This window comes from Pseudomonas sp. CMR5c (assembly GCF_003850545.1).
Classification (GTDB): domain Bacteria; phylum Pseudomonadota; class Gammaproteobacteria; order Pseudomonadales; family Pseudomonadaceae; genus Aquipseudomonas; species Aquipseudomonas piscis.
This window is the reverse complement of the sequence record NZ_CP027705.1, coordinates 5,392,805-5,416,201: the sequence shown is the minus strand read 5'-3', so window position 1 is coordinate 5,416,201 and position 23,397 is coordinate 5,392,805. Positions and strand designations below refer to the sequence as shown.

22 protein-coding genes are annotated in these 23,397 nt (G+C 61.9%); 6 read left to right on the top strand and 16 right to left on the bottom strand.

What is annotated here, in order from left to right; translation table 11 throughout:
• Nucleotides 1-21: 21 nt before the first annotated feature.
• The 10 genes from C4K40_RS24865 to C4K40_RS24820 all read right to left on the bottom strand — a co-directional run bounded on the left by C4K40_RS24865 (nucleotide 22) and on the right by C4K40_RS24820 (nucleotide 12,253).
• Nucleotides 22-1,347, bottom strand: a complete 1,326-nt coding sequence (locus C4K40_RS24865) for a sigma-54 dependent transcriptional regulator (protein WP_022640632.1) — start codon at nucleotides 1,345-1,347, stop codon at nucleotides 22-24.
• Nucleotides 1,344-3,245, bottom strand: a complete 1,902-nt coding sequence (locus C4K40_RS24860) for a sensor histidine kinase (protein ID WP_053131689.1) — start codon at nucleotides 3,243-3,245, stop codon at nucleotides 1,344-1,346. The genes C4K40_RS24865 and C4K40_RS24860 overlap by 4 nt, the downstream gene beginning before the upstream one ends.
• 176 nt (nucleotides 3,246-3,421) lie before the next feature.
• Entirely contained in the window at nucleotides 3,422-4,156 is a 735-nt protein-coding gene (locus tag C4K40_RS24855; RefSeq protein WP_022640630.1) for an amino acid ABC transporter ATP-binding protein, read from the bottom strand.
• Nucleotides 4,153-4,824, bottom strand: a complete 672-nt coding sequence (locus C4K40_RS24850) for an amino acid ABC transporter permease (protein ID WP_022640629.1) — start codon at nucleotides 4,822-4,824, stop codon at nucleotides 4,153-4,155. The genes C4K40_RS24855 and C4K40_RS24850 overlap by 4 nt, the downstream gene beginning before the upstream one ends.
• The gene (locus C4K40_RS24845; protein ID WP_022640628.1) at nucleotides 4,824-5,570 is read right to left on the bottom strand and encodes an amino acid ABC transporter permease; all 747 of its coding nucleotides are present in this window, start codon (nucleotides 5,568-5,570) and stop codon (nucleotides 4,824-4,826) included. The genes C4K40_RS24850 and C4K40_RS24845 overlap by 1 nt, the downstream gene beginning before the upstream one ends.
• Before the next feature lie 194 nt (nucleotides 5,571-5,764).
• Complete coding sequence (locus C4K40_RS24840) at nucleotides 5,765-6,679, bottom strand: glutamate/aspartate ABC transporter substrate-binding protein (RefSeq protein WP_022640627.1); 915 nt, start codon at nucleotides 6,677-6,679, stop codon at nucleotides 5,765-5,767.
• 360 nt (nucleotides 6,680-7,039) lie between these two features.
• A complete protein-coding gene (glpD, locus tag C4K40_RS24835) occupies nucleotides 7,040-8,578 on the bottom strand; it encodes a glycerol-3-phosphate dehydrogenase (RefSeq protein WP_053131686.1) in 1,539 nt (512 codons plus the stop codon).
• Nucleotides 8,579-8,844: 266 nt separating this feature from the next.
• Nucleotides 8,845-9,600: a DeoR/GlpR family transcriptional regulator gene (locus C4K40_RS24830; protein ID WP_011063123.1), complete on the bottom strand. Its 756-nt coding sequence runs from the start codon at nucleotides 9,598-9,600 to the stop codon at nucleotides 8,845-8,847.
• A 222-nt stretch (nucleotides 9,601-9,822) separates the two neighbouring features.
• Nucleotides 9,823-11,328, bottom strand: a complete 1,506-nt coding sequence (glpK, locus tag C4K40_RS24825) for a glycerol kinase GlpK (protein ID WP_022640625.1) — start codon at nucleotides 11,326-11,328, stop codon at nucleotides 9,823-9,825.
• Between the two features lie 76 nt (nucleotides 11,329-11,404).
• Entirely contained in the window at nucleotides 11,405-12,253 is an 849-nt protein-coding gene (locus tag C4K40_RS24820; RefSeq protein WP_031320417.1) for an MIP/aquaporin family protein, read from the bottom strand.
• A gap of 371 nt (nucleotides 12,254-12,624) precedes the next feature.
• Between C4K40_RS24820 and ybaK the strand changes: the two genes are divergently transcribed.
• Nucleotides 12,625-13,095, top strand: a complete 471-nt coding sequence (ybaK, locus tag C4K40_RS24815; protein WP_053131683.1) for a Cys-tRNA(Pro) deacylase — start codon at nucleotides 12,625-12,627, stop codon at nucleotides 13,093-13,095.
• Between the two features lie 58 nt (nucleotides 13,096-13,153).
• Here the strand turns inward: ybaK and C4K40_RS24810 are convergent, their stop codons facing one another.
• Both C4K40_RS24810 and argF read right to left on the bottom strand, forming a co-directional pair.
• The gene (locus C4K40_RS24810; RefSeq protein ID WP_031320416.1) at nucleotides 13,154-14,263 is read right to left on the bottom strand and encodes an ABC transporter ATP-binding protein; all 1,110 of its coding nucleotides are present in this window, start codon (nucleotides 14,261-14,263) and stop codon (nucleotides 13,154-13,156) included.
• Nucleotides 14,260-15,180 (bottom strand): ornithine carbamoyltransferase, encoded by a 921-nt coding sequence (argF, locus tag C4K40_RS24805; protein WP_031320415.1) that lies wholly within the window; start codon nucleotides 15,178-15,180, stop codon nucleotides 14,260-14,262. Before argF ends, C4K40_RS24810 begins: the two co-directional genes overlap by 4 nt.
• 413 nt (nucleotides 15,181-15,593) lie before the next feature.
• On the opposite strand from argF, the gene C4K40_RS24800 reads away from it, so the two are divergent.
• From C4K40_RS24800 to grxD, 3 genes are all read left to right on the top strand, one after another.
• Complete coding sequence (locus C4K40_RS24800) at nucleotides 15,594-15,884, top strand: hypothetical protein (protein ID WP_022640620.1); 291 nt, start codon at nucleotides 15,594-15,596, stop codon at nucleotides 15,882-15,884.
• A 134-nt stretch (nucleotides 15,885-16,018) separates the two neighbouring features.
• The gene (locus tag C4K40_RS24795) at nucleotides 16,019-18,127 is read left to right on the top strand and encodes a molybdopterin oxidoreductase family protein (protein ID WP_053131681.1); all 2,109 of its coding nucleotides are present in this window, start codon (nucleotides 16,019-16,021) and stop codon (nucleotides 18,125-18,127) included.
• Nucleotides 18,128-18,223: 96 nt separating this feature from the next.
• Complete coding sequence (gene grxD / locus C4K40_RS24790; RefSeq protein WP_022640619.1) at nucleotides 18,224-18,565, top strand: Grx4 family monothiol glutaredoxin; 342 nt, start codon at nucleotides 18,224-18,226, stop codon at nucleotides 18,563-18,565.
• 128 nt (nucleotides 18,566-18,693) lie between these two features.
• Here grxD and bfr read toward each other — a convergent pair whose 3' ends face one another.
• Together bfr and C4K40_RS24780 are read right to left on the bottom strand one after the other, a co-directional pair.
• Complete coding sequence (gene bfr / locus C4K40_RS24785) at nucleotides 18,694-19,167, bottom strand: bacterioferritin (RefSeq protein ID WP_022640618.1); 474 nt, start codon at nucleotides 19,165-19,167, stop codon at nucleotides 18,694-18,696.
• A gap of 203 nt (nucleotides 19,168-19,370) precedes the next feature.
• Nucleotides 19,371-19,589 (bottom strand): bacterioferritin-associated ferredoxin, encoded by a 219-nt coding sequence (locus C4K40_RS24780; protein WP_022640617.1) that lies wholly within the window; start codon nucleotides 19,587-19,589, stop codon nucleotides 19,371-19,373.
• Between the two features lie 324 nt (nucleotides 19,590-19,913).
• On the opposite strand from C4K40_RS24780, the gene C4K40_RS24775 reads away from it, so the two are divergent.
• A complete protein-coding gene (locus C4K40_RS24775) occupies nucleotides 19,914-20,516 on the top strand; it encodes a peroxiredoxin (protein WP_022640616.1) in 603 nt (200 codons plus the stop codon).
• A 60-nt stretch (nucleotides 20,517-20,576) separates the two neighbouring features.
• Here the strand turns inward: C4K40_RS24775 and rnt are convergent, their stop codons facing one another.
• Both rnt and pyrC read right to left on the bottom strand, forming a co-directional pair.
• A complete protein-coding gene (rnt, locus tag C4K40_RS24770) occupies nucleotides 20,577-21,245 on the bottom strand; it encodes a ribonuclease T (RefSeq protein ID WP_022640615.1) in 669 nt (222 codons plus the stop codon).
• A complete protein-coding gene (gene pyrC / locus C4K40_RS24765; RefSeq protein ID WP_053131679.1) occupies nucleotides 21,242-22,288 on the bottom strand; it encodes a dihydroorotase in 1,047 nt (348 codons plus the stop codon). Before pyrC ends, rnt begins: the two co-directional genes overlap by 4 nt.
• 157 nt (nucleotides 22,289-22,445) lie before the next feature.
• On the opposite strand from pyrC, the gene C4K40_RS24760 reads away from it, so the two are divergent.
• Nucleotides 22,446-23,360 carry an OmpA family protein gene (locus C4K40_RS24760; RefSeq protein WP_022640613.1) on the top strand — a complete coding sequence of 305 codons (915 nt, stop codon included), beginning with the start codon at nucleotides 22,446-22,448 and terminating at the stop codon, nucleotides 23,358-23,360.
• Nucleotides 23,361-23,397 lie beyond the last annotated feature (37 nt).

Below are 23,397 nucleotides of genomic sequence, written 5' to 3'. Positions count from 1 at the left end.
CATGGATAGGGCGCCTTGGGGTCAGTGGCTCAGGCCGTACTTCTTGACCTTGTCGAACAGCGTGGTCTTGGCCATGCCCAGCTCCTGGCTGGCCTGGGTCAGGTTACCGCCGCTGCGTTGCAAGGCATCGTTCAACAGGTTGCGCTCGAAGGCTTCCACCGCCTCGGCGAAGCCCAGGCCCTGGCCGCTGCCACTGCCGGATTTCTTGAAGGCTGGCAGGCCCAGGGCGAAGCGCTCGGCGACGTTGCGCAATTCACGGACGTTGCCCGGCCAGTCGTGGCTCATCAGGTTCGACAGGGTCTGGTTGTCCAGCTCCGGCGCCACGCGGTCGAAGCGCAGGGATGACTGCTGCAGGAAGTGCTCGAACAGTTGCAGGATGTCTTCGCGCCGCTCGCGCAGGGGCGGCAGCTCCAGGGTCACCACGTTGAGGCGGTAGTACAGGTCGCTGCGAAACTCCTTGGCCTGGCTCAACTGGTTGAGGTCCGACTTGGTGGCGGCGATCACCCGGCAGTCCACGGCCACGCTCTGGTTCGAGCCCAGGCGCTCCAGGGTACGCTCCTGCAGCACCCGCAACAGCTTGATCTGCAAGTTGATGGGCATGCTTTCCACTTCATCGAGGAACAGCGTGCCCTGGTGAGCGTGCTCGATCTTGCCGATGCGCCGCTTGCCGGCACCGGTGAAGGCGTTGGCCTCGTGGCCGAAGATTTCGCTCTCGAACAGGTTTTCCGGCAGGCCGCCGCAGTTCAAGGCGACGAACTGTTGCTGGTGGCGCCGACTGAAGTCGTGCAGGCACCGGGCGACCAGTTCCTTGCCGGTGCCGGTCTCGCCTTCGATCAGCACGTTGGCCGAGGTATCGGCGACGTTGGCGATCAATTCCCGCAGGTTCTGCATCGCTGGCGAGCGGCCGATGATTCGCCCCTCCAGGGAGCTGCGTTCGGCCAGCTGGCGCCGTAGTGAACTCACTTCACGGGCCAGGCCCCGCTGTTCCAGGGCGCGGCGAGCCACTTCCACCAGGCGCTCGGGGGAAAAGGGCTTTTCCATGAAGTCGTAGGCGCCGTTCTGCATCGCCCCCACCGCCATGGAGATGTCGCCATGGCCAGTGATCAATACCACCGGCAGGCTGCGATCGCGAGCCTTGAGGCGGGTCAGCAGTTCCAGGCCGTCGATGCCCGGCAGGCGGATGTCGCTGACCACGATGCCGGGAAAGTTGTCCCCGACCTGGGCCAGGGCATCTTCGGCGCTGCCTACGCCGATGCAGGGAATGTCTTCCAGGGCCAGGGCCTGTTGGCAACCCAGCAGGACATGGGGGTCGTCTTCGACGATCAGCACGGTCAGCTCGTGGTTCATATCGGCTCGGCTCGATTAGGGCTTGCCAGGGGCAAGCTGAGGACAAAGGCGGTGCCGCCGCTTGCCGGATGTTCCACCCCCAGGCTGCCGCCGGTGGCGGCGGCGAGGCTGGCGGACAGGGTCAGGCCCAGTCCCAGCCCTTGTTCGCCGGGTTTGGTGGTGAAGAAGGGTTCGAACAGATGCTTGCGTGTCTCGGGGTCGATGCCATGGCCGTTGTCCCGTACCCGCAGGCGGTACTTGCCGTCGGCGGATTCGCCTTCGAGCCAGAGCTGCGGCGCCGGCTGTGCCTGCATGGCATCCAGGGCGTTGCCTATGAGGTTGACCAGGATCTGCTCCAGGCGTGTCTGGTCGATCTGCAGGGTCTGCTCGGCGAAGTCGCGATGCAGTTGCAGGGGCAGCGGTTCCAGGCGCGCGCCGAGGACCTGCAAGGCGGCGTCCACCGCCTTGCCCAGGCTGGCCTGGCCCTGGTCGTCGCCACGACGGGCGAAGGAGCGCAGGCTGGCGGTGATGCGGCCCATGCGGTCGATCAGTTCATTGATGGTCTTGAGGTTGGCGCTGGCGGTGTCCAGGGCGCCGCGCTCGAGGAAGCGCACGGTGTTGCCCGATAGCGTGCGCAGCGCTGCCAACGGCTGGTTGAGTTCGTGGGCGATGCTGGTGGACATCTGGCCGATGGCTGCCAGCTTGCCGGCCTGGACCAGCTCGTCCTGGGCCCGGCGCAGGGTCTCCTCGGCTTGGCGGCGCTCACGGATCTGCGCCTTGAGCCGTTCGTTGCTGGCGCGCAGGTCGGCGGTGCGCTCGGTGATCCGTCGTTCGAGCTGGCTGTTGGCTTCCTGCAAGGCCTCGCGGGCGGCCAGGCGGGTGGCGATGACCTTGCGCCGTTCGTTCCAGGCGATCATCAGGAAAGCCACCAGGGCGAAGGCCACGGCCACCAGGATGCCCTGGTTGATGGCTTCGCGGCGCAGGTCCTGCAAGGGCGTCAGCAGGGTGAAATTCCACGGGGTGTCGCTCAGGGGCCGAGTCTGGGACAGGTAGCTGATGGGCTGTTCGTCGTCCGCCAGTTCGGTATTGGCGGGGAAGGTGAGTTTCTCCACGCCCTCGTCCAGGCGCTCGCGGGCCAGGGGTTCCAGTTCGTTGAGCGGGAACCAGTAGTACTGCAGGCTGCGGGCCAGGCGTTCCTTGGTGTCGTCGCTCAGGGGGCGGACCGACTTGAGGCGGCGGCTCGGATCGCTGGAGAGGATGATGATGCCGTTCTCGTCGCTGACGAAGGCTTCCATGCGCGCCCGTTGCCAGCGTTCCTCCAGGGCTTCGAGGCGGACCTTGACCACCGCCACGCCGATGATCTTGCCTTGCTCCTCCAGGCCGTGGGCCAGGTAGTAGCCGGGCTCGCCACTGGTGCTGCCGATGCCGTAGAAGCGCCCGGGGTAGCCGCGCACGGCGTTCTGGTAGTAGGCCCGGAACGACAGGTCTTCGCCCAGGTAGCTGTCGACATCGCGCCAGTTGCTGGTGGCCAGTACCCGGCCGGTGGTGTCCATGACATAGATGGCCCGGCTGCGGCTGCGCCGGTTCAAGCCTTCGAGGTACTGGTTGACCGCCTGGCGGTGCTCCGGCGAAGGGTCGGCCAGCAATTGCGAGACGCTGGATTCCAGCTCCAGCAGGCTGGGCAGGTAGGTGTACTTGCTGATCTCGCTCTCTACGGCGCGGGCATGCAGCTCCAGTTGGCGCGCGCCGTTTTCACCCAGGGTGCGGATGCCGTTGTGCTCGCTGATCCAGAATCCGGCGTAGCCCAGGGCGGCCATCAGGGCGATGACCAAAGGCGGCAGCAACAGATGACGGATCAGACGGGGTTTCACGGCGAGTGATGGCGGCGTGGCGCGATAGAGAGTGGGGTCGCATTTCATCACAGATGCCTTGGGTCAACCAGCATGGCGACAGGGCGCACTCGCGCTCGGCCCGGGGCCGTCGTAGAGCGCTGGGTGCGTTGTGCCAGGCAAGATCCGTTCGCAGGTTGGGGGTCGCCAGGCGACCCCGTGGGAGCAGGCTCCCTTGCCACGAGGGCGGGCGGAACGCCGCCGTATCAGTGCTGCAGGATCTTCTCGAGGAAGTGCTGCGCACGTTCGGAGCGGGCGTTGATATCGCCGAAGAACTCTTCCTTCTGGCAGTCCTCGATGATCTGGCCCTTGTCCATGAAGATCACTCGGTTCGCTACCTTGCGGGCAAAGCCCATTTCGTGGGTCACGCACATCATGGTCATGCCTTCGTTGGCCAGTTGCACCATCACATCCAGTACTTCGTTGACCATTTCCGGGTCCAGGGCCGAGGTCGGTTCGTCGAACAGCATGACGATCGGGTCCATGGCCAGGGCGCGGGCGATGGCCACACGTTGTTGCTGGCCGCCGGAAAGCTGACCTGGATGTTTGTGGGCGTGGGCAGCCAGGCCCACCCGCTCGAGCAATTGCAGGCCTTTCTTGGTGGCCTCTTCCTTGCTGCGGCCCAGGACCTTGATCTGGGCGATGGTCAGGTTCTCGGTGATGCTCAGGTGCGGGAACAGTTCGAAGTGCTGGAACACCATGCCCACCCGCGAGCGCAGCTTGGGCAGGTCGGTCTTGGGATCGGCGATGGAGGTGCCGTCGACCACGATGTCGCCCTTCTGGAAAGGCTCCAGGGCATTGACGCACTTGATCAGGGTCGACTTGCCCGAACCGGACGGCCCGCAGACCACCACCACCTCACCTTTCTTGACCTCGGTGCTGCAGTCGGTCAGCACCTGGAAGTCCCCATACCACTTGTTGACGTTTTTGATAGAGATCATACGGCGAACCTTTTTTGCAGACGCTTGACCAGCAGCGAGGCGGCGAAGCTGATTGTGAAATACACCAGACCGGCGAAGATCAGGAATTCATTGGAGCGGCCGATGATGTCGCCGCTGGAGCGCGAGGCGTTGAGGAAGTCCACCAGGCCCACGGTGTACACCAGGGAGGTGTCCTGGAACAGGATGATGCTCTGCTGCAGCAGCAGCGGGGTCATCTTGCGGAACGCCTGGGGCAGGATGATCAGGCGCATGGTCTGGCCGTAGGTCATGCCCAGGGCCTGGGCGGCGCCCATCTGGCCCTTGGGAATCGACTGCACGCCGGCCCGGACGATTTCGCAGAAGTACGCCGCTTCGAACATCATGAAGGCCACGATGCACGAGGTGAACGCGCCGATCGGGGTGTCTTCGCCGGTGATCCAGCGCAGCACGAAAGGCACCGCCAGGTAGAACCAGGTGATCACCAGCAGCAGCGGGATCGAGCGGAAGTAGTTGACGTAGGCGCCGGCGATGTTCGCCAGCAGTTTGTTGTGGGACAGGCGCATCAGGGCCAGCAGGGTGCCGAGGATGATCCCCCCGACCACGCCCAGGACCATCAGCTTGAGGGTCATCAGCATGCCGTTCCACAGGCCGGGAATGGCCGGGACGATGCCCGAGAAGTCGAATTCCATTATTTACCTCCCACGGAGATCAAGCCGGGGACCGAGACTTTCTTCTCCACCAGGCGCATCAGCAGCATCAGGCTCATGTTCAGGGTGAAGTAGATCAGGGTGGCCAGGGTGAAGGCTTCGAACAGGTTGGCCGAGAACTCGGCGGTCTGCTTGGTCTGGGCCAACAGCTCCATCAGGCCGATCAGCGAGGCCACGGAGGAGTTCTTGAAGACGTTGAGGAATTCCGAGGTGAGCGGCGGAATGATGATCCGATAGGCCTGGGGCAGCAGCACGTTCCAGTAGATCTGCGGCAGCTTGAAGCCCAGGGCGCGAGCGGCGGACTCCTGGCCGCGGGGCAGGGCCTGGATACCGGTGCGCACTTGTTCGCAGACCCGGGCGGCGGTGAACAGGCCCAGGCAGACGACGACGCTCAGGTAGGCCGAGGTGGTCGGGTTGAGATCCTGCTTGTACCAGTCCTGCAGGTTCTGCGGCAGCAGGTCGGGCACCAGGAAGTACCAGATGAACAGCTGCACCAACAGGGGCACGTTGCGGAAGATCTCCACGTAGACAGTGGCGATGCCCGACACCAGGCGGTTCGGCACGGTACGCATGACCCCCAGGATCGATCCCAGTATCAGTGCGATGATCCAGGCCACCACGGCGATGGCGATGGTCCAGCCCAGTCCGGAGATGAACCAGTCGAGATAGGTCTCGCTGCCCACGCCGGTGGACTTGAAGAACACGCCCCAGTCCCAGTTGTAATTCATTGGGGTTACCCCTCAGATCGTTCGATGTACTACAAGCACCCGCCTGGGGAGATCCGTTCCCTTCTGGCCAGGACGGCCAGGCACGCACTATCGGCTCGACAACCACCGGTGCGAGTGTTTCCAGAATGTGCCAGCAGGTAGTGACAGGCTCCTGAAGAGGCCAGGGCCCCCTCAGGAGTAAGGTTAGTCAGGAATCAGGACTTTTTGTCGTCAGCCGCTTTGTCGGTCGGATTGGCGATCAGGGCCTTGAGCTCGTCGCTCATCGGGAACATCAGGTTCAGGCCTTTTGGCGGGATCGGCGATTGGAACCACTTGTCGTAGATCTTGTTGATTTCGCCCGACTTGTAGGTAGCGACGATGGCGTCGTCCACGGCTTTCTTGAAGGGAGCATCACCCTTGCGGACCATGCAGCCGTAGATTTCGTAGGACTGGGGGGTACCGGTCACGGCCCAGTCGGTAGGCTTCTTGGCCTTGGCCATCTCACCGGCCAGCAGGGCGTCGTCCATCATGAAGGCGACGGCACGGCCCGATTCCAGCATCTGGAACGACTCGCCGTGATCCTTGGCGGAGATCACGTTCATGCCCATCTGCTTGTCGGCGTTCATGGCCTTGAGGATACGCTCGGAGGTGGTACCGGCGGTGGTTACCACGTTCTTGCCCTTCAGGTCGGCGAAGTCCTTGTAGGTGGAGTCCTTCTTGGACAGCAGGCGGGTACCGATCTCGAAGATGCCGACCGAGAAGTCGACCTGTTGCTGGCGCTCGACGTTGTTGGTGGTGGAGCCGCACTCGACGTCCACGGTGCCGTTCTGTACCAGCGGGATACGGGTCTGGGAGGTGACCAGGTTGTACTTGACCTTGAGGTCAGGCATGTCGAGGTCTTTCTTGAGCGCTTCGACGATCTTCAGTTGGATGTCGTGGGAGTAGCCGACCGGTACGCCGGAAGCGTCAGCGATATAGGAAAACGGAATGGAAGCGTCGCGATGTCCGAGGGTGATGGTGCCGGACTCTTTGATTTTCTTCAGTGTGCCGGTGAGCTCGGCAGCGAGAACTGGAGTGCTAATCAGAGCTGCAGCGATAGCTGCGCCCAACAACTGGGGAACGATGCGCATCAATATTTCCTCGACATTTGTTTTTTTTATGAAGCCAGTTCGACGGCTCTTTTATACAGCGAATGCCTTGACGGCTCCTGTTGTGTTGGCACGACAGGCATTCGTCGAACAGTGTAGAGCATGAGTCGTGCCAGACCAGCAGGAAGCTATCAACTAATTGATTTTAAAGGGAATTAAATATTCATGACGAAACCCGCCTAGCCAGGCTATCCGGTTAACCGAACTACCCCGCAAGCAGCGTTCGGAAAACCGAACGTTCGGCATCGGCTCGCTTGAGCTCTTCTGTGCCGCGAATGTCCGCTGTACAGGTACAAAAAAGCCCCTGGACCTCAAGGTGCAGGGGCTGGTTGGGCTAGAGGTTCAAGCTGCCTTGATCTTGCCGCGATTGTGCTCGACTTTTTCCAGGTATTCCCGCAGTTGCTGCTGTTCCTGTTCGGTGGTGAACAGCCCCAGCTTGCTGCGGCGCCAGAGGATGTCCTCGGCCTTGAGCGCCCATTCCTCGCTGCACAGGTAGTCCACTTCGCGGCTGTAGAGGCCGCCGCCCAGGTGTTCGCCCATGTCGCCCAGGCCTTGCACGCCTTCCAGCAGGCGCCAGGTGCGGCTGCCGTAGGTGGTGGCCCAGCGCCGGGCAATCTGGCTGGGCACCCAGTCATATTGGCTGCGGATGGCTTCGGCCAGGGCTTGCGGCGTGCTCATGTCCTCGCCGCCGGGCAGGCTGGCCTGGGCTGTCCAGCTTGGCTTGGCGTGCTTGAAGTAAGGTGCCAGCTGGGCCATGGCCGATTCCGCCAGCTTGCGGTAGGTGGTCAGCTTGCCACCGAACACCGACAGCAAGGGCGCCTCGTCACCACTGCCGGACAGGGCCAGGGTGTAGTCACGGGTGACCGCCGACGGGTTGTCGGACTCGTCGTTGCACAGCGGACGAACCCCGGAATAGGTGTGCAGGATGTCGTCGCGGCTCAGTTGTTTCTTGAAGTGGGCATTGACCACTTGCAGCAGGTAGTCGGTTTCCCCCTCGGTGATCGCCACCTTGGCCGGATCGCCGGTGTATTCGCGGTCGGTGGTGCCGATCAGGGTGAACTGGTCGAGATAGGGAATGGTGAAGACGATGCGCTGGTCCTCGTTCTGCAGGATATGCGCGTGCTCGCCTTCATACAGCTTGGGCACGATCAGGTGGCTGCCCTGGATCAGGCGGATGCCGTAGGGCGACTCCAGCTTCAGGTCGTCCTTGATGAACTTGGCGACCCAAGGGCCGGCGGCATTCACCAGGGCCTTGGCGGTGATGGAGAACAGGCTGCCGTCGGCACGCTCCAGGTCCAGCTGCCACAGGCCCTTGCTACGACGGGCGCTGACGCAGCGGGTCTGGGTATGCACGTGGGCGCCATGTTCACGGGCGGACATGGCGTTGAGCACCACCAGGCGGGCGTCGTCGACCCAGCAGTCGGAATACTCGAAGCCCCGGGTGATCTGCGCTTGCAGTGCGCTGTCGGCACCGAACTTCAGGCCGCGCGAGCCGGCGAGCTTCTCGCGCTTGCCCAGGTGATCGTAGAGGAACAGGCCGGCGCGGATTATCCAGGCCGGGCGCAGGTGAGGGCGGTGCGGCAGGACGAAACGCATCGGCTTGACGATGTGCGGGGCCTTGGCCAGCAACACCTCGCGTTCGGCCAGGGCCTCGCGCACCAGGCGGAATTCGTAGTGCTCCAGGTAGCGCAGGCCACCGTGGATCAGCTTGCTGCTGGCGGAGGAGGTGTGGCTGGCCAGGTCGTCCTTTTCACAAAGGAACACGGACAGGCCGCGACCCGCCGCATCCGCGGCAATTCCAACACCATTGATCCCACCGCCAATGACGGCGATATCGTAAACCTCGGAGAGAGGGCGCGCGGGCAAGGTAGAAGTGGGCATCAGCAAGCCTCGTGTTGCTTTGATATTTGAATTCGAACATTAATGTTCATTTCCGAAAATATTAGCGGATAAGGAACCGCACATCCAGCGTGTTTCGATTGAAAAAACTGATCGGAAAACCGCTAAAGGAAAGTTTTCGAACATTACCGAGGGGTAACTGTAGCTGCTGTGCCGGTGGGCGGCGGGCACGCAGGCGCGCCGATACCCAGCCTGGTGGCGGGATATCGTTCGAATGCGCGAGCGGTGTAGGGAGGGGGGAGGCGGTCTCAGACCACTTCGAGGCGGATCTTGTGCTGGTTGAGCAGTTGGGTCAGGGCCGGCACCGGTTGCTGGTCGGTCACCAGGCAATCGATCAGGCTGATCGGGCCCAGGCGGATCATCGCGTTGCGGCCGAACTTGCTGGAGTCGGCGGCCAGGATCACTTGCCGGGCGTTGGCGATGATCGCCTGGGAGACCCGCACTTCCTGGTAGTCGAAGTCCAGCAGGCTGCCGTCTTCGTCGATGCCGCTGATGCCCACCAGGGCGAAATCCACCTTGAACTGGTTGATGAAATCGACGCTGGCCTGGCCCACCACGCCGCCGTCGCGCCGGACATTGCCGCCGGTCAGCAGAACGTCGAAATCATCCTTGGCACTGAGCATCGAGGCCACGTGCAGGTTGTTGGTGATGATCTTCAGGTGGCTGTGGTTGAGCAGGGCGCGGGCGATGGATTCGGTAGTGGTGCCGATGTTGATGAACAGCGAGGCATGGTCGGGGATCTGGGCGGCGACGGCTTCGCCGATGCGTTGTTTCTCATCGCGCATCTGGTCGGCGCGCATGGCGTAGGCGGTGTTTTCTACGCTGGAGTCATAGGCCGCGCCACCGTGGTAGCGACGCAACAGATTGGCTTCCGCCAGCTGGTTGATATCGCGGCGGATGGTCTGCGGGGTGACGACGAACAGCTGGGCCAATTCCTCGATGCTGACATAGCCGCGCTCGCGGACCAGGTCGAGGATTTGCTGCTGACGGGGAGGCAGATTCATGGGGCTTCCTTTGGGCTGCCGTGCAAAATTTGCCCATGATGCCGCAGGAATCCGCTCCCTACCAGTTGCCAGGCCGTGTGACGGCGAGTGCCGTGCCTCGAAAACCGGTCCGCACACCTCACCTGCGGCAGGTGGTGGATGCGGCTATGCCGGTTCGTTGCGCAGCCCCGCAGGTCATGCGGAGCTGTCCAGGTTGCCTGGAGATGGAGTCCAGGATCTGGCTTATTTGGCCTCGTCGTGGGGTTCCCAGTCGCGGGTGCGGCTGACGGCTTTCTTCCAGCCCGCATACAGCTCTTCTTTTTCCGCTTCGGCCAGTTGTGGTTCGAACTCGCGCTCGATCACTGCCTTGCCGCGCAGCTCTTCCAGGCTGCCCCAGAAACCGCATGCCAGGCCTGCCAGGTAGGCGGCGCCCAGGGCGGTGGTTTCACGCATTTGCGGACGCTCCACCTGGGTGCCGAGAATGTCGGCCTGGAACTGCATGAGGAAGTTGTTGGCCACGGCGCCGCCGTCCACGCGCAGGGCCTTGAGGCGCTCGCCGGAGTCCTGTTGCATGGCGTCGAGCACATCGCGGGTCTGGTAGGCGATGGATTCCAGGGCGGCGCGGATGATGTGGTCCACGCGCACGCCACGAGTCAGGCCGAACAGCGCGCCACGGGCGTAGGGGTCCCAGTAGGGCGCGCCCAGGCCAGTGAAGGCCGGTACCAGGTACACACCGTTGCTGTCCTTGACCTTGCCGGCGAAGTATTCGGTGTCGTGGGCGTCGTTGATGATCTTCAGCTCGTCACGCAGCCATTGCACGGTAGAGCCGCCGTTGAATACCGCGCCTTCCAGGGCATAGGCCACTTCGCCGCGTGGGCCGCAGGCGATGGTGGTGAGCATGCCGTGCTGGGACTTCACCGCCTTGTCGCCGGTGTTCATCAGCAGGAAGCAGCCGGTGCCGTAGGTGTTCTTGGCTTGGCCCGGCTCGACGCACATCTGGCCGAACAGCGCCGCTTGCTGGTCGCCGGCGATACCGCCAATGGCGATGCCGCTCTTGGTACGGCCGTAGATTTCCGAGGAGGACTTAACTTCCGGCAGCATCTCGCGCGGGATGTCCAGCACTTCCAGCATCTTCGCGTCCCACTCCAGGGTGTGGATGTTGAAGAGCATGGTGCGCGAGGCGTTGGTGTAGTCGGTGACGTGGGTCTTGCCGCCGGTGAATTTCCAGATCAGCCAGCTATCGATGGTACCGAACAGCAGTTCGCCGTTGCGGGCGCGCTCGCGGCTGCCTTCGACGTTATCGAGGATCCACTTGAGCTTGGTGCCGGAGAAGTAGGGGTCGGTGACCAGGCCGGTGGTCTCGCGAATATAGTCTTCCAGGCCGTCACGCTTGAGCTGCTGGCAGATCTCGGTGCTGCGCCGGCATTGCCAGACGATGGCGTTGTAGACCGGGCGACCGGTGTTCTTGTCCCAGACCACGGTGGTTTCACGCTGGTTGGTGATACCGATGGCGGCCACCTGGTCATGGTGCAGGCCGGCTTGTGCCAGGGCCTCGACCATCACCGCGCTCTGGGTGGCGAAGATTTCCATGGGGTCATGCTCGACCCAGCCGGCTTGTGGGTAGTGCTGGGCGAACTCGCGCTGAGCGGTGCAGACCACGTTGGCGTCGCGGTCGAAAATGATGGCTCGGGAGCTGGTCGTACCCTGATCGAGGGCAATGATGTAGTTCTTATTCTGAATGTCGGTCATGTCGATTGCCTTGGACGAAATAAGGGAGTGGAAACAGGCGCGGGATCGATTCGGGCAGGATCCCGCGCCAGCGGATTCAGGAAGCCTTGACCTTGCCGTCAGCGGCTGGTTCGGTTTGCGCAGCCGGCGCGGCATCGGGCAGGTGGCGGGCAATCAGGCCGCGATAGGCTGCTGCGCCGAGGCAGGCACCCAGGATCGGGGCGAAGATCGGCACCAGGAAATACGGGATATCACGGCCACCGGTGAAGGAGATTTCACCCCAGCCGGTGAAGAACGTCATCAGTTTAGGACCAAAGTCCCGCGCCGGGTTCATCGCAAAGCCGGTCAGCGGGCCCATGGCGCTGCCGATCACGGCGATCAACAGGCCGATCAGCAGCGGTGCCATGGGGCCGCGCGGCAGGCCGTTGTTGTCGTCGGTCAGGGACATGATCACGCCCATCAGGATTGCGGTGATCACCACTTCCACCAGGAAAGCCTGGGCGGTGCTCAGGGCCGGGTTGGGGAAGGTGGAGAATACCGAGGCCAGTTCCAGGCTCGCCTGGGAGCCACGGACCATCTGGTGGGCTTGTTCGAAATCGAAGAACAGGTTGCTGTATAGCGTGTAAACCAACAGGGCGGCGCAGAAGGCGCCAGCGACCTGGGCCAGGATATAGAACGGCAGTTTGCGCTTTTCAAAGTCGGCGAACAGGCACAGGGCGATGCTCACGGCGGGGTTCAGGTGTGCGCCGGAAACACCTGCGGTCAGGTAGATCGCCATGCTCACGCCGATCCCCCAGATGATGCTGATTTCCCACAGGCCGAAGCTGGCGCCCGCGACCTTGAGCGCGGCGACGCAACCGGTACCGAAGAAGATCAATAGCGCGGTACCCAGGAACTCGGCGATGCATTGGCCCGATAGCGATGGTTGTTGCAGAGCAGTTGTCATTGTGAACCTCGGTTTTTGTTGTTGTCTGGCGCTGCTGCAAAAGGCATGGAGCGCGACTTCCAACGACGACGGAATCCCCATTCCGGCCTCGTCTTGCTACTGGGTGCCAACTTGGATCTACCGCATGATATTCAGAAACGAAAAAATATAGACAAGAAACACCGCTGTCAAAGGTCGAAAGTGAACGAGTGGTCATTTTATAGATATCAGTCAAATGAATGCTTTGCGGGGGTTGTGCCAAGACTGACAGCGATGGTCGCGCGGTCGTGGTGGGGCGTTGGTTTTCAAGGCTCGGAATAGAGCCTTTTGTCGACGAATAACCTAAAATCCGGGTGCTTTGTTTTGCCTTTCATCATTGCCCTGGAGCTGCCATGACCCCTGCACTGGACCTGCTGAAAAAAGTTCGCGCCGAACATCGCATCCACAGTTATGAACACGATCCCAAGGCGGCCTCCTACGGCCTGGAAGCGGCGGAGAAACTCAACCTGGATCCGGCACAGGTGTTCAAGACCTTGCTGGCCAGTAGCGAAAAGGGCGAGTTGCTGGTGGCGGTGGTGCCGGTCGTGGGTAGTCTCGACCTGAAGGCCCTGGCCCATGCGGCGGGGGTGAAGAAAGCCGAGATGGCCGATCCGGCCGCTGCCCAGCGTGCCACCGGCTATTTGCTGGGGGGGATCAGCCCGCTGGGGCAGAAGAAGCGCTTGCGTACCTTCATCGACAACAGCGCACAGCCCTTTGCCAGCATCTTCGTCAGTGCCGGTCGCCGTGGTCTGGAAGTGGAGTTGTCGGCAGCGGTGCTGGCCGAGCATACCCAGGCCAAGTTCGCCGATATCGGGCGAGACTGAACCGGGAGACGTGAATGCAAGGTCGGCTGCCGTGTTATGCGGCAGCCGGCTTTTTGCGTCAGTGGGCGTTGCTGTAGCGGCGCACGCCCGAATCGTTTGCGGCGATCTGTGCGGCGGTGCTGCCCGAGGCCTGGAACAACACCAGGTGTTCGGCGGCCACGCGGATGCCTACATCGGCTCCGACCTGGTGGTCGGCGTGGCTCGGGAAGATCGACTCCAGCTGGCTGCCGGTGGGCAGTTGCAGGCGATAGAGGGTCGAGGCGCCGAGGAAGGTCTTGCCCACTACCCGGGCCTTGAGGGTGCTGTCCGGTGCATGGACGATGTCGTCCGGGCGCAGCAGCACGTCCACCGCGCCGCCGGTCGGCCAGGTGTAGGCACGGTTGCCCTGCAGCATTCCCAGTTCGGTCTGCACCGACTCCGGGCTGCTCAACTGGCCACGAATGAAATAGCCCTGGCCGATGAAGCTGGCGACGTAAGGAGTCTGTGGCTCGTGGTAGAGGTTGTAGGGTGTGTCCCACTGCTCCAGTCGGCCCTCCTTGAATACCCCTACCTGGTCGCTCACGGCGAACGCTTCTTCCTGGTCGTGGGTAACCAGGATGGCGCTGGTGCCGCGGGTCTTGAGGATATCGCGCACCTCATGGCTGAGCTTGCGACGCAGTTCGCCATCGAGGTTGGAGAAGGGTTCGTCGAGCAGCAGCAACTGCGGCTCGGGAGCCAGGGCGCGGGCCAGGGCCACCCGCTGTTGCTGGCCGCCGGACAGCTCGTGGGGGAAGCGCTGGCCCAATTGCTTGAGGTTGACCAGTTCCAACAGTTCGGCGACTACCCGGTCCTTTTGCGGATGCTTGCGGATGCCGAAGGCGATGTTGTCCGCCACCGATAGGTGCGGGAACAGCGCGTAGTCCTGGAACACCATGCCGATCCGGCGTTTTTCCGGGGCCAGGGTGAAGCCGGCGCTGGAAATGGTTTCCCCGGCCAGCTGGATTTCCCCTTCGTGTACCGGTTCGAAGCCGGCGATGGCCCGCAGGGTAGTGGTCTTGCCGCAACCGGAGGAGCCCAGCAGGCAGCCGATGTCACCGGCGTTGAGGTGCAGGTTGAGGTTCTGCACCACGCGCTGGTCCTGGTAGCCGCAGGCGAGGTTGCGCAGGTTCAGTAGCAATGGTTGGCTCATGCGTGGTGGTACGCCGGCTCGACGAGGAACTCGAGCAGGGCCTTTTGTGCGTGGAGGCGATTTTCCGCCTGGTCCCAAGCCACCGAACGTGGATCGTCCAGCAGGTCGAGGCTGATTTCTTCGCCGCGGTGGGCGGGCAGGCAGTGCATGAACACCACATCCGGTGCTGCCAGGTCGAGCAGGGCCCGGTTGACCTGGAACGGGGCGAACAGCTCGAGGCGCTTGGCGGTTTCCTCTTCCTGGCCCATGGAGGTCCAGACGTCGGTGCTCACCAGATGGGCGCCCTGTACCGCTTCCCGAGGATCACGGACGATGGTCACGCGCTCGCCGGCCTGGGCGACGAACCTTGGGTTGGGTTCATAACCTTCCGGGCAGGCGATGCGCAGCTGGAAGTCGAACTGGATGGCCGCTTCTATATAGCTGTTGCACATGTTGTTGCCGTCGCCGATCCAGGCCACGGTCTTGCCCTGGATCGAGCCGCGATGCTCGAGGAAGGTCTGCATGTCGGCCAGCAGTTGGCAGGGATGCAGGTCATCGGACAGGCCGTTGATCACCGGGACGCGGGAGTTGGCCGCGAACTCGGTCAGGGTGCTGTGGGCGAAGGTGCGGATCATTACGGCGTCGAGCATGCGCGACATGACGATGGCGCAATCGCTGATGGGTTCGCCGCGTCCCAGTTGGGTATCGCGTGGCGACAGGAAGATCGCCTGGCCGCCCAGTTGGATCATGCCGGCTTCGAAGGACAGGCGGGTACGGGTCGAGGACTTTTCGAAGATCATGCCCAGCACACGATTCTTCAAGGGCTCGAAGAGTACGCCGCGGTTACGCAGGTCCTTCAGCTCGACGCCTCGACGGATCACACTGACCAGCTCATCGGGCGTGCAATCCATCAGGGAGAGAAAGTGCCTTGCGCTCATCATTAACTACCTTTTTGCCACGGACCGCAGATTCTCTAGGCCTTGTTTTATCGAACAATAGGCTGGACCTGCGGCGGAAGCCGCACGGGGCGACGAAATGGGGAAGGCGCGATCTTATAATTAAATGTCGCGTATTACCAATAGTGCTACGGCGATCAAGGGTGTTCACAGGAGCCGGGACGCGAACGCGTCGGCATTTTCAAGATCAGTTTCCAGGCAGCAGCCGGGCATTTGTACACTGCCCCGGCACGGCTTGGCAATCGAAGGGACGCTGCCCGCGGGGCCGTGGTCGCTTTCTGACCCATGGGCCGTGGATCTGCCGGCCAGGTGAGCCTCGGTCGCCAACCTGAAACATTTCCTAATGCAAAGTGCTGGGGTTATAAAGGCGGATCAGCAGCCGGGAAGCGTGTGCGATGGAGTCCAAGGAGCAACAACTTATGACGCTGCTGGGGCTCACGGCCCGGGCCCTCACCGACATGACGGCCTCGGTGACCACATTTTCCTTCGAACTGCTGCGCAGCGATGACCAGGTGACCCGGGACGCGGCGCGCAAGATGATCGATCGGATGATGACCCTCAGTGCCGGCCTCGATGAACATTGGCGCCTGCTTGCCCAGTTGTCGGGCACTTATCCCGGACAAGGACCAGCGGAATCGAGAGTGCCGGTGTCCATGGACAGCCTGCCCAGGCTACCGCCCAACTGACGGTGGCGAGCATGTCCCGGGTTGATGGTGGTGGATTCATGGGACGAACATCCCTGGCGTGCCTGGTGGACTGACGCCATAGTCCTGGCTTCCGATGCCTGATCGCAGGTGTCGTCGAACAATAGAGACTGGCCATGACCAAGACTCTCCATCACCGTGCCTGCCACCTGTGCGAAGCCATCTGCGGTCTGACCCTGGAAATCACCGAAGAGCCGGGAAGCGGCCCGCGGATCACCTCGATCAAGGGCGATCCCCAGGACAACTTCAGTCGTGGCCATATCTGCCCCAAGGCCGTGGCCCTGCAAGACATCCAGGATGATCCGGATCGCCTGCGCCATCCGGTGCGGCGGGTCGGTAATGAATGGCAGCCGATCGAATGGGATGAGGCCTTCGCCCTGGTGGCCGAGCGCTTGGCGGATATCCAGCAGCGCCATGGCAAGGATGCGGTGGCCACCTACCAGGGCAATCCCAGCGTGCATAACTATGGGCTGATGACCCATAGCAACTACTTCCTCGGTCAGCTCAAGAGCCGCAACCGTTTCTCCGCCACTTCGGTGGACCAGTTGCCCCAGCACCTGGCCAGCTACTTGATGTATGGCCACGGCCTGCTGTTGCCGATTCCCGATATCGATCACACCGACTTCATGCTGATTTTCGGCGGCAATCCCCTGGCTTCCAATGGCAGCATCATGACCGTGCCCGACGTGGAGAAGCGCCTGAAGGCGATCCAGGCCCGGGGCGGCAAGGTGGTGGTGATCGATCCACGGCGCAGCGAGACGGCGGCGATGGCCGATCAGCATCTGTTCATTCGCCCCGGGGGCGACGTGGCCTTGCTGTTCGGCCTGCTGAACAGCATTTTCTTGGACGGCCCGATGCGCGACAGTCATCTGCAGGTGGATGGATTGGCCCAGGTGCGGGAGGCGATTTCCCGTTTCACCCCGGAGGCCATGAGCCCGTTGTGCGCGATCCCGGCGCCGCAGATCCGCCAGTTGGCCAGGGAGTTCGCCAGTGCCGACAGGGCGGTCTGCTATGGACGCATGGGCGTCTCGACCCAGGCTTTCGGCACGCTGTGCCATTGGTTGCTGCAATTGCTCAACCTGGTCACCGGCAATCTCGACCGGGTGGGCGGCGCGCTGTGTACCGAGCCGGCACTGGACCTGGTGGCGGCGACCTCGGGCGGTCACTTCAATGCCTGGCAGAGCCGGGTATCCGGACTTCCCGAATACGGCGGCGAGCTGCCGGTATCCGCCTTGGCCGAAGAGATGCTCACCGAGGGCGAGGGACAGGTCCGGGCCCTGGTCACGGTGGCGGGCAACCCGGTGCTGTCCACGCCCAATGGCCGACGCCTGGAGCAGGCCCTGGACGGCCTGGAGTTCATGGTCAGCATCGATCTGTACATCAACGAAACCACCCGTTATGCGGACCTGATCCTGCCGTCCACTTCGGCGCTGGAGAATGATCACTACGACACCACGTTCAACATGTTCGCGGTGCGTAACGTCAGTCGTTTCAACCGGGCGATATTGCCCAAGCCCGAGGGGGCTTTGCACGATTGGGAAATCTTCGTCGGCCTGGCCAAGGCGTTCGCCGCGAGAACCGGCAACAGCCTCAAGCCGACCATGGCTCCGGCGCAGATGATCGACCTGGGATTGCGTGCCGGACGTTATGGCGACGGGGCGCCGCTCAGGCTATCCCTGGCAACCCTGGACCTGCACCCCCACGGCATCGACCTGGGGCCGTTGCAGCCGAACCTGGCGCAACGCCTGAAGACCGAGAACCGACGGATCCAGGCAGCGCCAGCGGCGATCATGGCGGACCTGCAACGTTTTGCCGCACAGCCTGTACCGCAGGTGGATGAGCTGCTGCTGATCGGGCGGCGGCATGTGCGCAGCAACAATTCCTGGATGCATAATTATCATCGCCTGGTCAAAGGCAAGCCGCGCCATCAATTGCTGATGCATCCGCAAGACTTGACCCAGCGTGGCTTGAGCGATGGCCAGCGAGTACGCATCAGTTCCCGGGTTGGCACGGTGGAGGTCGAGGTACTGGCCAGCGCCGATATGATGCCGGGAGTCGTGAGCCTGCCCCACGGCTGGGGGCACGCCCGCCCGGGTGTGCAGATGGAGATCGCCAGCGGACAACCAGGCTGCAGCGCCAATGACTTGACCGATGAGCGCCATCTGGATGCGTTGTCGGGGAATGCGGCGCTCAATGGCGTGCCGGTCAAGGTGGTGGCGGCCTGAGATGTCTGTCGGAGAGGCCAAGCAGCGCGCTCAGGATTCCGTTACAATGCGCCACCGTGCCGACAACAGAGTCGGAAAGTTCAGCCGAGGTGTTCCATGGATATCATCGAAACTATTAAAGAGCAGATTGCCAACAACACCATTCTGCTTTACATGAAAGGCTCGCCGAATGCCCCGCAGTGTGGCTTCTCCGCGAAAGCCGCGCAGGCCGTGATGGGGTGTGGCGAGAAGTTCGCTTACGTGGACATCCTGCAGAACCCGGAAATTCGCGCCAACCTGCCCAAGTACGCCAACTGGCCAACCTTCCCGCAACTGTGGGTCGATGGTGAGCTGGTCGGTGGCAGCGACATCATGGCGGAGATGTTCGCCAACGGTGAGCTGCAGACCCTGATCAAGGCCGCTGCCGAGAAAGCAGCCGCAGCCAAGACCGAAGCCTGATCCAGGTTGCCTTGCAGGAGCGAGAGCACTCGCTCCTGCGCATTACGTGAATATATCCACGTAATGCAAAAAGCCCCGCTTCTGGAAAGAAGCGGGGCTTTTTATTGTCGGGAATATTACGAGTTAAGTTACTCGTCACCCATTTGCGATTGCAGATAGTTCTCGATACCAACTTTATCGATCAGGCCTAGTTGGGTTTCCAGCCAGTCGATATGTTCTTCTTCGGATTCGAGAATATCTTCCAGCAGTTCACGGCTGCCGAAGTCGCCGGCCGATTCACAGTGGGCGATCGCTGCCTTGAGGTCGGCATGCCCGGTACGCTCGATGCGCAGGTCGCACTCGAGCATTTCCTTGGTGTGTTCGCCGATGTGCAGCTTGCCCAGGTCCTGGACGTTGGGCAGGCCTTCGAGGAAGAGGATGCGCTTGATCAGCTTGTCCGCATGCTTCATCTCGTCGATGGACTCGTGGTACTCGTGCTTGCCCAGCTTGTTCAGGCCCCAATCTTCGTACATGCGGGCATGCAGGAAGTACTGATTGATCGCGACCAGTTCATTGGCAAGGATTTTATTGAGATGCTGGATGACTGTAATGTCGCCTTTCATGATGGGGTCCTGCCCTTTAATTAGTTGAACATGGGCAGAGTCTGAGCCGCATATAGATTACTGTCAAACCTAAGTTATTGAATAATATATAAAAATTAATCGGAATAAGAATGTTTGTGTTCCGCGTTTTGCACCTAAGCAATTGAATTGCAGGCATAAAAAAACCGGACACTAGGTCCGGTTCTTGAATCTGGGTGTTTAAATCAGGCGACGCTGAATTCCACAGGATAGGGAATCGCTGCTTGGGCGGTCTGCAATTCGGTCAGCGTCTCGCGGACCACCTGCTTGGCCAGGCAAGCACATTTGCCACATTGGCTGGCAACGCCGGTCGCCTGGCGCACTTCACGGTAGCTGCAGCAACCTTCGTAGATCGCTTCGCGGATTTGGCCGTCGGTGACACCGGTGCAGAGGCAGACATACATAAGATGAGAACCGTCGCTGGTTAGGGCTCAATTGCGATGGATCTTAATGTTAACGAGAATGATTGTCAAAGTGGTTTCGACAGCATTTCCTGCGGTTTTCCGTCGGGGTGACGAATGGCTTTTGCTCCCGTTAATGACAGATAAGCGGTATTTTTCGCCTTGTGGGCCAGCTTGGGAAAAAACCACTAAGGACAGCTTAAAAACGCCGTGTATGATGCTCGGTTCATGCGAAGCGGGGTCAGGTCATGCAGCTGTCGTATCAAAATGACAGACTCGAGGCCGGTCCCCTTCTTCCATCAGTACGTCCACACCAGGAGATATCCAATGAGCGTTCTCGTAGGCAAACAAGCCCCTGACTTCACCGTCCCGGCCGTTCTCGGCAATGGCGAAATCGTCGACAGCTTCACCCTGTCCTCGGCCATCAAAGGCAAATACGGCCTGGTGTTCTTCTACCCGCTGGACTTCACCTTCGTCTGCCCGTCCGAGCTGATCGCCCTGGACCACCGCATGGCTGACTTCAAGGCACGCAACGTGGAAGTGATCGCCGTGTCGATCGACTCGCACTTCACCCACAACGCCTGGCGTAACACCCCGATCAATGCCGGCGGCATCGGTCAGGTTCAATACATCATGGCTGCCGACATGAAGCACGAAATCGCCAAGGCCTACGACGTAGAGTCCGAAGGCGGCGTGGCTTTCCGTGGCGCCTTCCTGATCGACGACAAGGGCGTGGTTCGCTCGCAGATCGTCAACGACCTGCCACTGGGCCGTAACATGGAAGAGCTGATCCGTCTGGTCGATGCCCTGCAATTCCACGAAGAGCACGGCGAAGTCTGCCCTGCCAACTGGAAAAAAGGCGACAAAGGCATGACCGCTTCGCCAGAAGGCGTTGCTGCCTACCTGACCGAGAACGCCGGCAAGCTGTAAGGCCTGGCATCTCGCATAAAAAAACCGGCCTCAGGGCCGGTTTTTTTATGCAGCGGATCTTCAGTCGTCGAAGTCCTGCCAGCCGCCCATTTCCTTCCAGCGGTTGACGATGCCGCAAAACAGCTCGGCGGTCTTCTCGGTGTCGTAGCGCGCCGAGTGTGCCTCGCGACCGTCGAAGTCGATGTCTGCGCTCTGGCAGGCCTTGGCCAGTACCGTCTGGCCGTACGCCAGGCCCGCCAGGGTGGCGGTGTCGAAGCTGGAGAACGGATGGAACGGGTTGCGCTTCATGTCCAGGCGCGCCACGGCGGCGTTGAGGAAGCCCAGGTCGAAGCTGCTGTTATGGCCGACCAGGATCGCGCGCTTGCAACCGTTGGCCTTCAAGGCCTTGCGCACCCCGCGGAAGATATCCGTGAGGGCGGTCTCTTCGCTGACGGCCATGCGCAGGGGGTGATCGAGCTTGATCCCGGTGAATTCCAGGGCCGCCGGCTCGATGTTCGCTCCCTCGAAAGGCTCGACCCGGAAGAAGTAGGTGTGCTCGGGGAACACGAAGCCTTTTTCGTCCATGCCGATGGTGGTAGCGGCGATTTCCAGCAGGGCGTCGGTGGCGCAGTTGAAGCCGCCGGTCTCTACGTCGACGACAACTGGCAGGTAGCCGCGAAAGCGTGCGGCCATGGGGTGGCGAGGGCCACCGCTGCCTTCTTGTTCATCGTCGAAATGTTCGTCACTCACGAGTGATCCTCCAGCAGGCGCCAGCGCAGTTTTTCCCCGGCGCGCAGCGGAATGACAGTCAGCTCGCCGAACGGCAGGCTGGCGGGGGCGGTCCATTCTTCACGGACCAGGGTGATACGGTCGGTGTTGGCCGGCAGGCCATAGAAGCGTGGGCCATTGAGGCTGGCGAAGGCTTCCAGCTTGTCCAGCGCATTGCGTTGTTCAAAGGCCTCGGCGTACAACTCGATGGCGGCAAACGCGGTATAGCAGCCGGCACAACCGCAGGCGGCTTCCTTGGCATGCTGGGCGTGAGGCGCGGAGTCGGTGCCGAGGAAGAACTTCTCGCTACCGCTGGTAGCAGCATCCAGCAGGGCGTGCTGGTGGACGTTGCGCTTGAGGATCGGCAGGCAATAGAAGTGCGGGCGAATCCCGCCTACCAGCATGTGGTTGCGGTTATAGAGCAGGTGATGCGCGGTGATGGTGGCGCCGACGTTGGCCGGGGCTTCCTTGACGAACTGCACTGCATCGGCGGTGGTGATGTGTTCGAACACCACCTTCAGTGTCGGGAAGCGTTCGACCACGCGCCGCATGTGTTCGTCGATGAAGATCTTCTCGCGGTCGAAGACATCGATGTCGCCGTGAGTCACTTCACCGTGGACCAGCAGCGGCAGGCCGACTTCGGCCATGGCTTCGAGTACCGGGAAGATCTTGTCGATGCTGGTCACGCCCGAGTCCGAGTTGGTGGTCGCGCCGGCCGGATACAGCTTGGCGGCGTGCACGAAGCCGCTGGCCTTGGCTTCGCGGATCTCGTCCGGCTGGGTACGGTCGGTGAGGTAGAGCACCATCAGCGGCTCGAAGCGGCTGCCGGCCGGGCGGGCGGCGAGGATGCGCTGGCGATAGGCGTCGGCTTGTGCGGCATTGCGCACTGGAGGCACCAGGTTGGGCATGATGATCGCGCGGCCAAAGGTGCGCGCGACATCTGCGACTGTATTGGGCAACACGGCACCATCGCGAAGATGGATATGCCAGTCGTCGGGACGCAATAGGGTCAGGCGGTCGGACATGGGAGGTTCCAGGCGGGTAAAACTAGGGGGGAATGCTACCGGAAAAGACTCTTGCAGGCACTCGCTATCAAGTTTTGCTCAGAGCGACCGATAGCCCGAAGGTATGGCGTATTCACGCCTGTCGATTTTTCTGTTGTACACGTCAGTGGAGCCTCCCGTGCGCCAGCGTTATCTAGCCTTGCTCAGTGTGTTTGCCAGCCTGCCCGCGATGGCTCTCACTTTCCAGACTCGCCTGGAGAGCATTGAGTGGACGGTCGAAGGCGACAAGTTCGAATGCCGCTTGATCCAGCCGGTGACCGATTTCGGTTCTGGTGAGTTCGTGCGCCGGGCCGGCGAACAAGCGATCTTCCGCCTCAAGAGTTTCAACCCGATGCAGGCGGGTGGCTCGGCGACCCTGCTCGCGGCTGCCGCGCCTTGGCAGCCCGGTCGTGGCGACATCAACCTCGGGGCGGTCAAGGCCGGCACCGATGGCGTGTTGTTCAACAGCAACCAGATGCAGGCTGGCCGCTTGATCATCGGCTTGCTGGAAGGGCGCAGCCCGGTGGTCCGTCATTACTCCCGCGAGGGCGGCGTTTCCGAGGTTCGCCTGCTACCGGTGAAGTTCAGCAAGGCCTATGGCGACTATCAGACCTGCATGACCAAGTTGCTGCCGATGAACTACGACCAGATCAAGCAGGCCGAGATCGGTTTCCCTGGAGGTGGTATCGAGCTCGATGCCCGGGCCAAGGCCAAGCTGCAGGTCATGGTGGACTTCATCAAGGCCGACCCGACGGTCAATCACATTGAGCTCGATGGACACTCGGACAACAGCGGCAATCGCCTGACCAACCGTGACCTGTCGCGGCGCCGGGCCCTGGCGGTGATGGAGTTCTTCAAGGCCAATGGCCTGGCCGAAAACCAGATCGTCGTGCGTTTCCATGGCGAACGCTATCCATTGGCACCCAATACCAATGCCGCCAACCGGGCCAAGAATCGTCGGGTCAACGTGCATCTGGAGCGGGCCGCCCCCGCCGAGAAACCTGCCCCGGCGCCCCAGGCGGCCTCCGGAGCGGGGGCTGCGGCCACTTCCTGACCCGGTTTTCATCGTCGCCCGCCTGACATATTTTGTC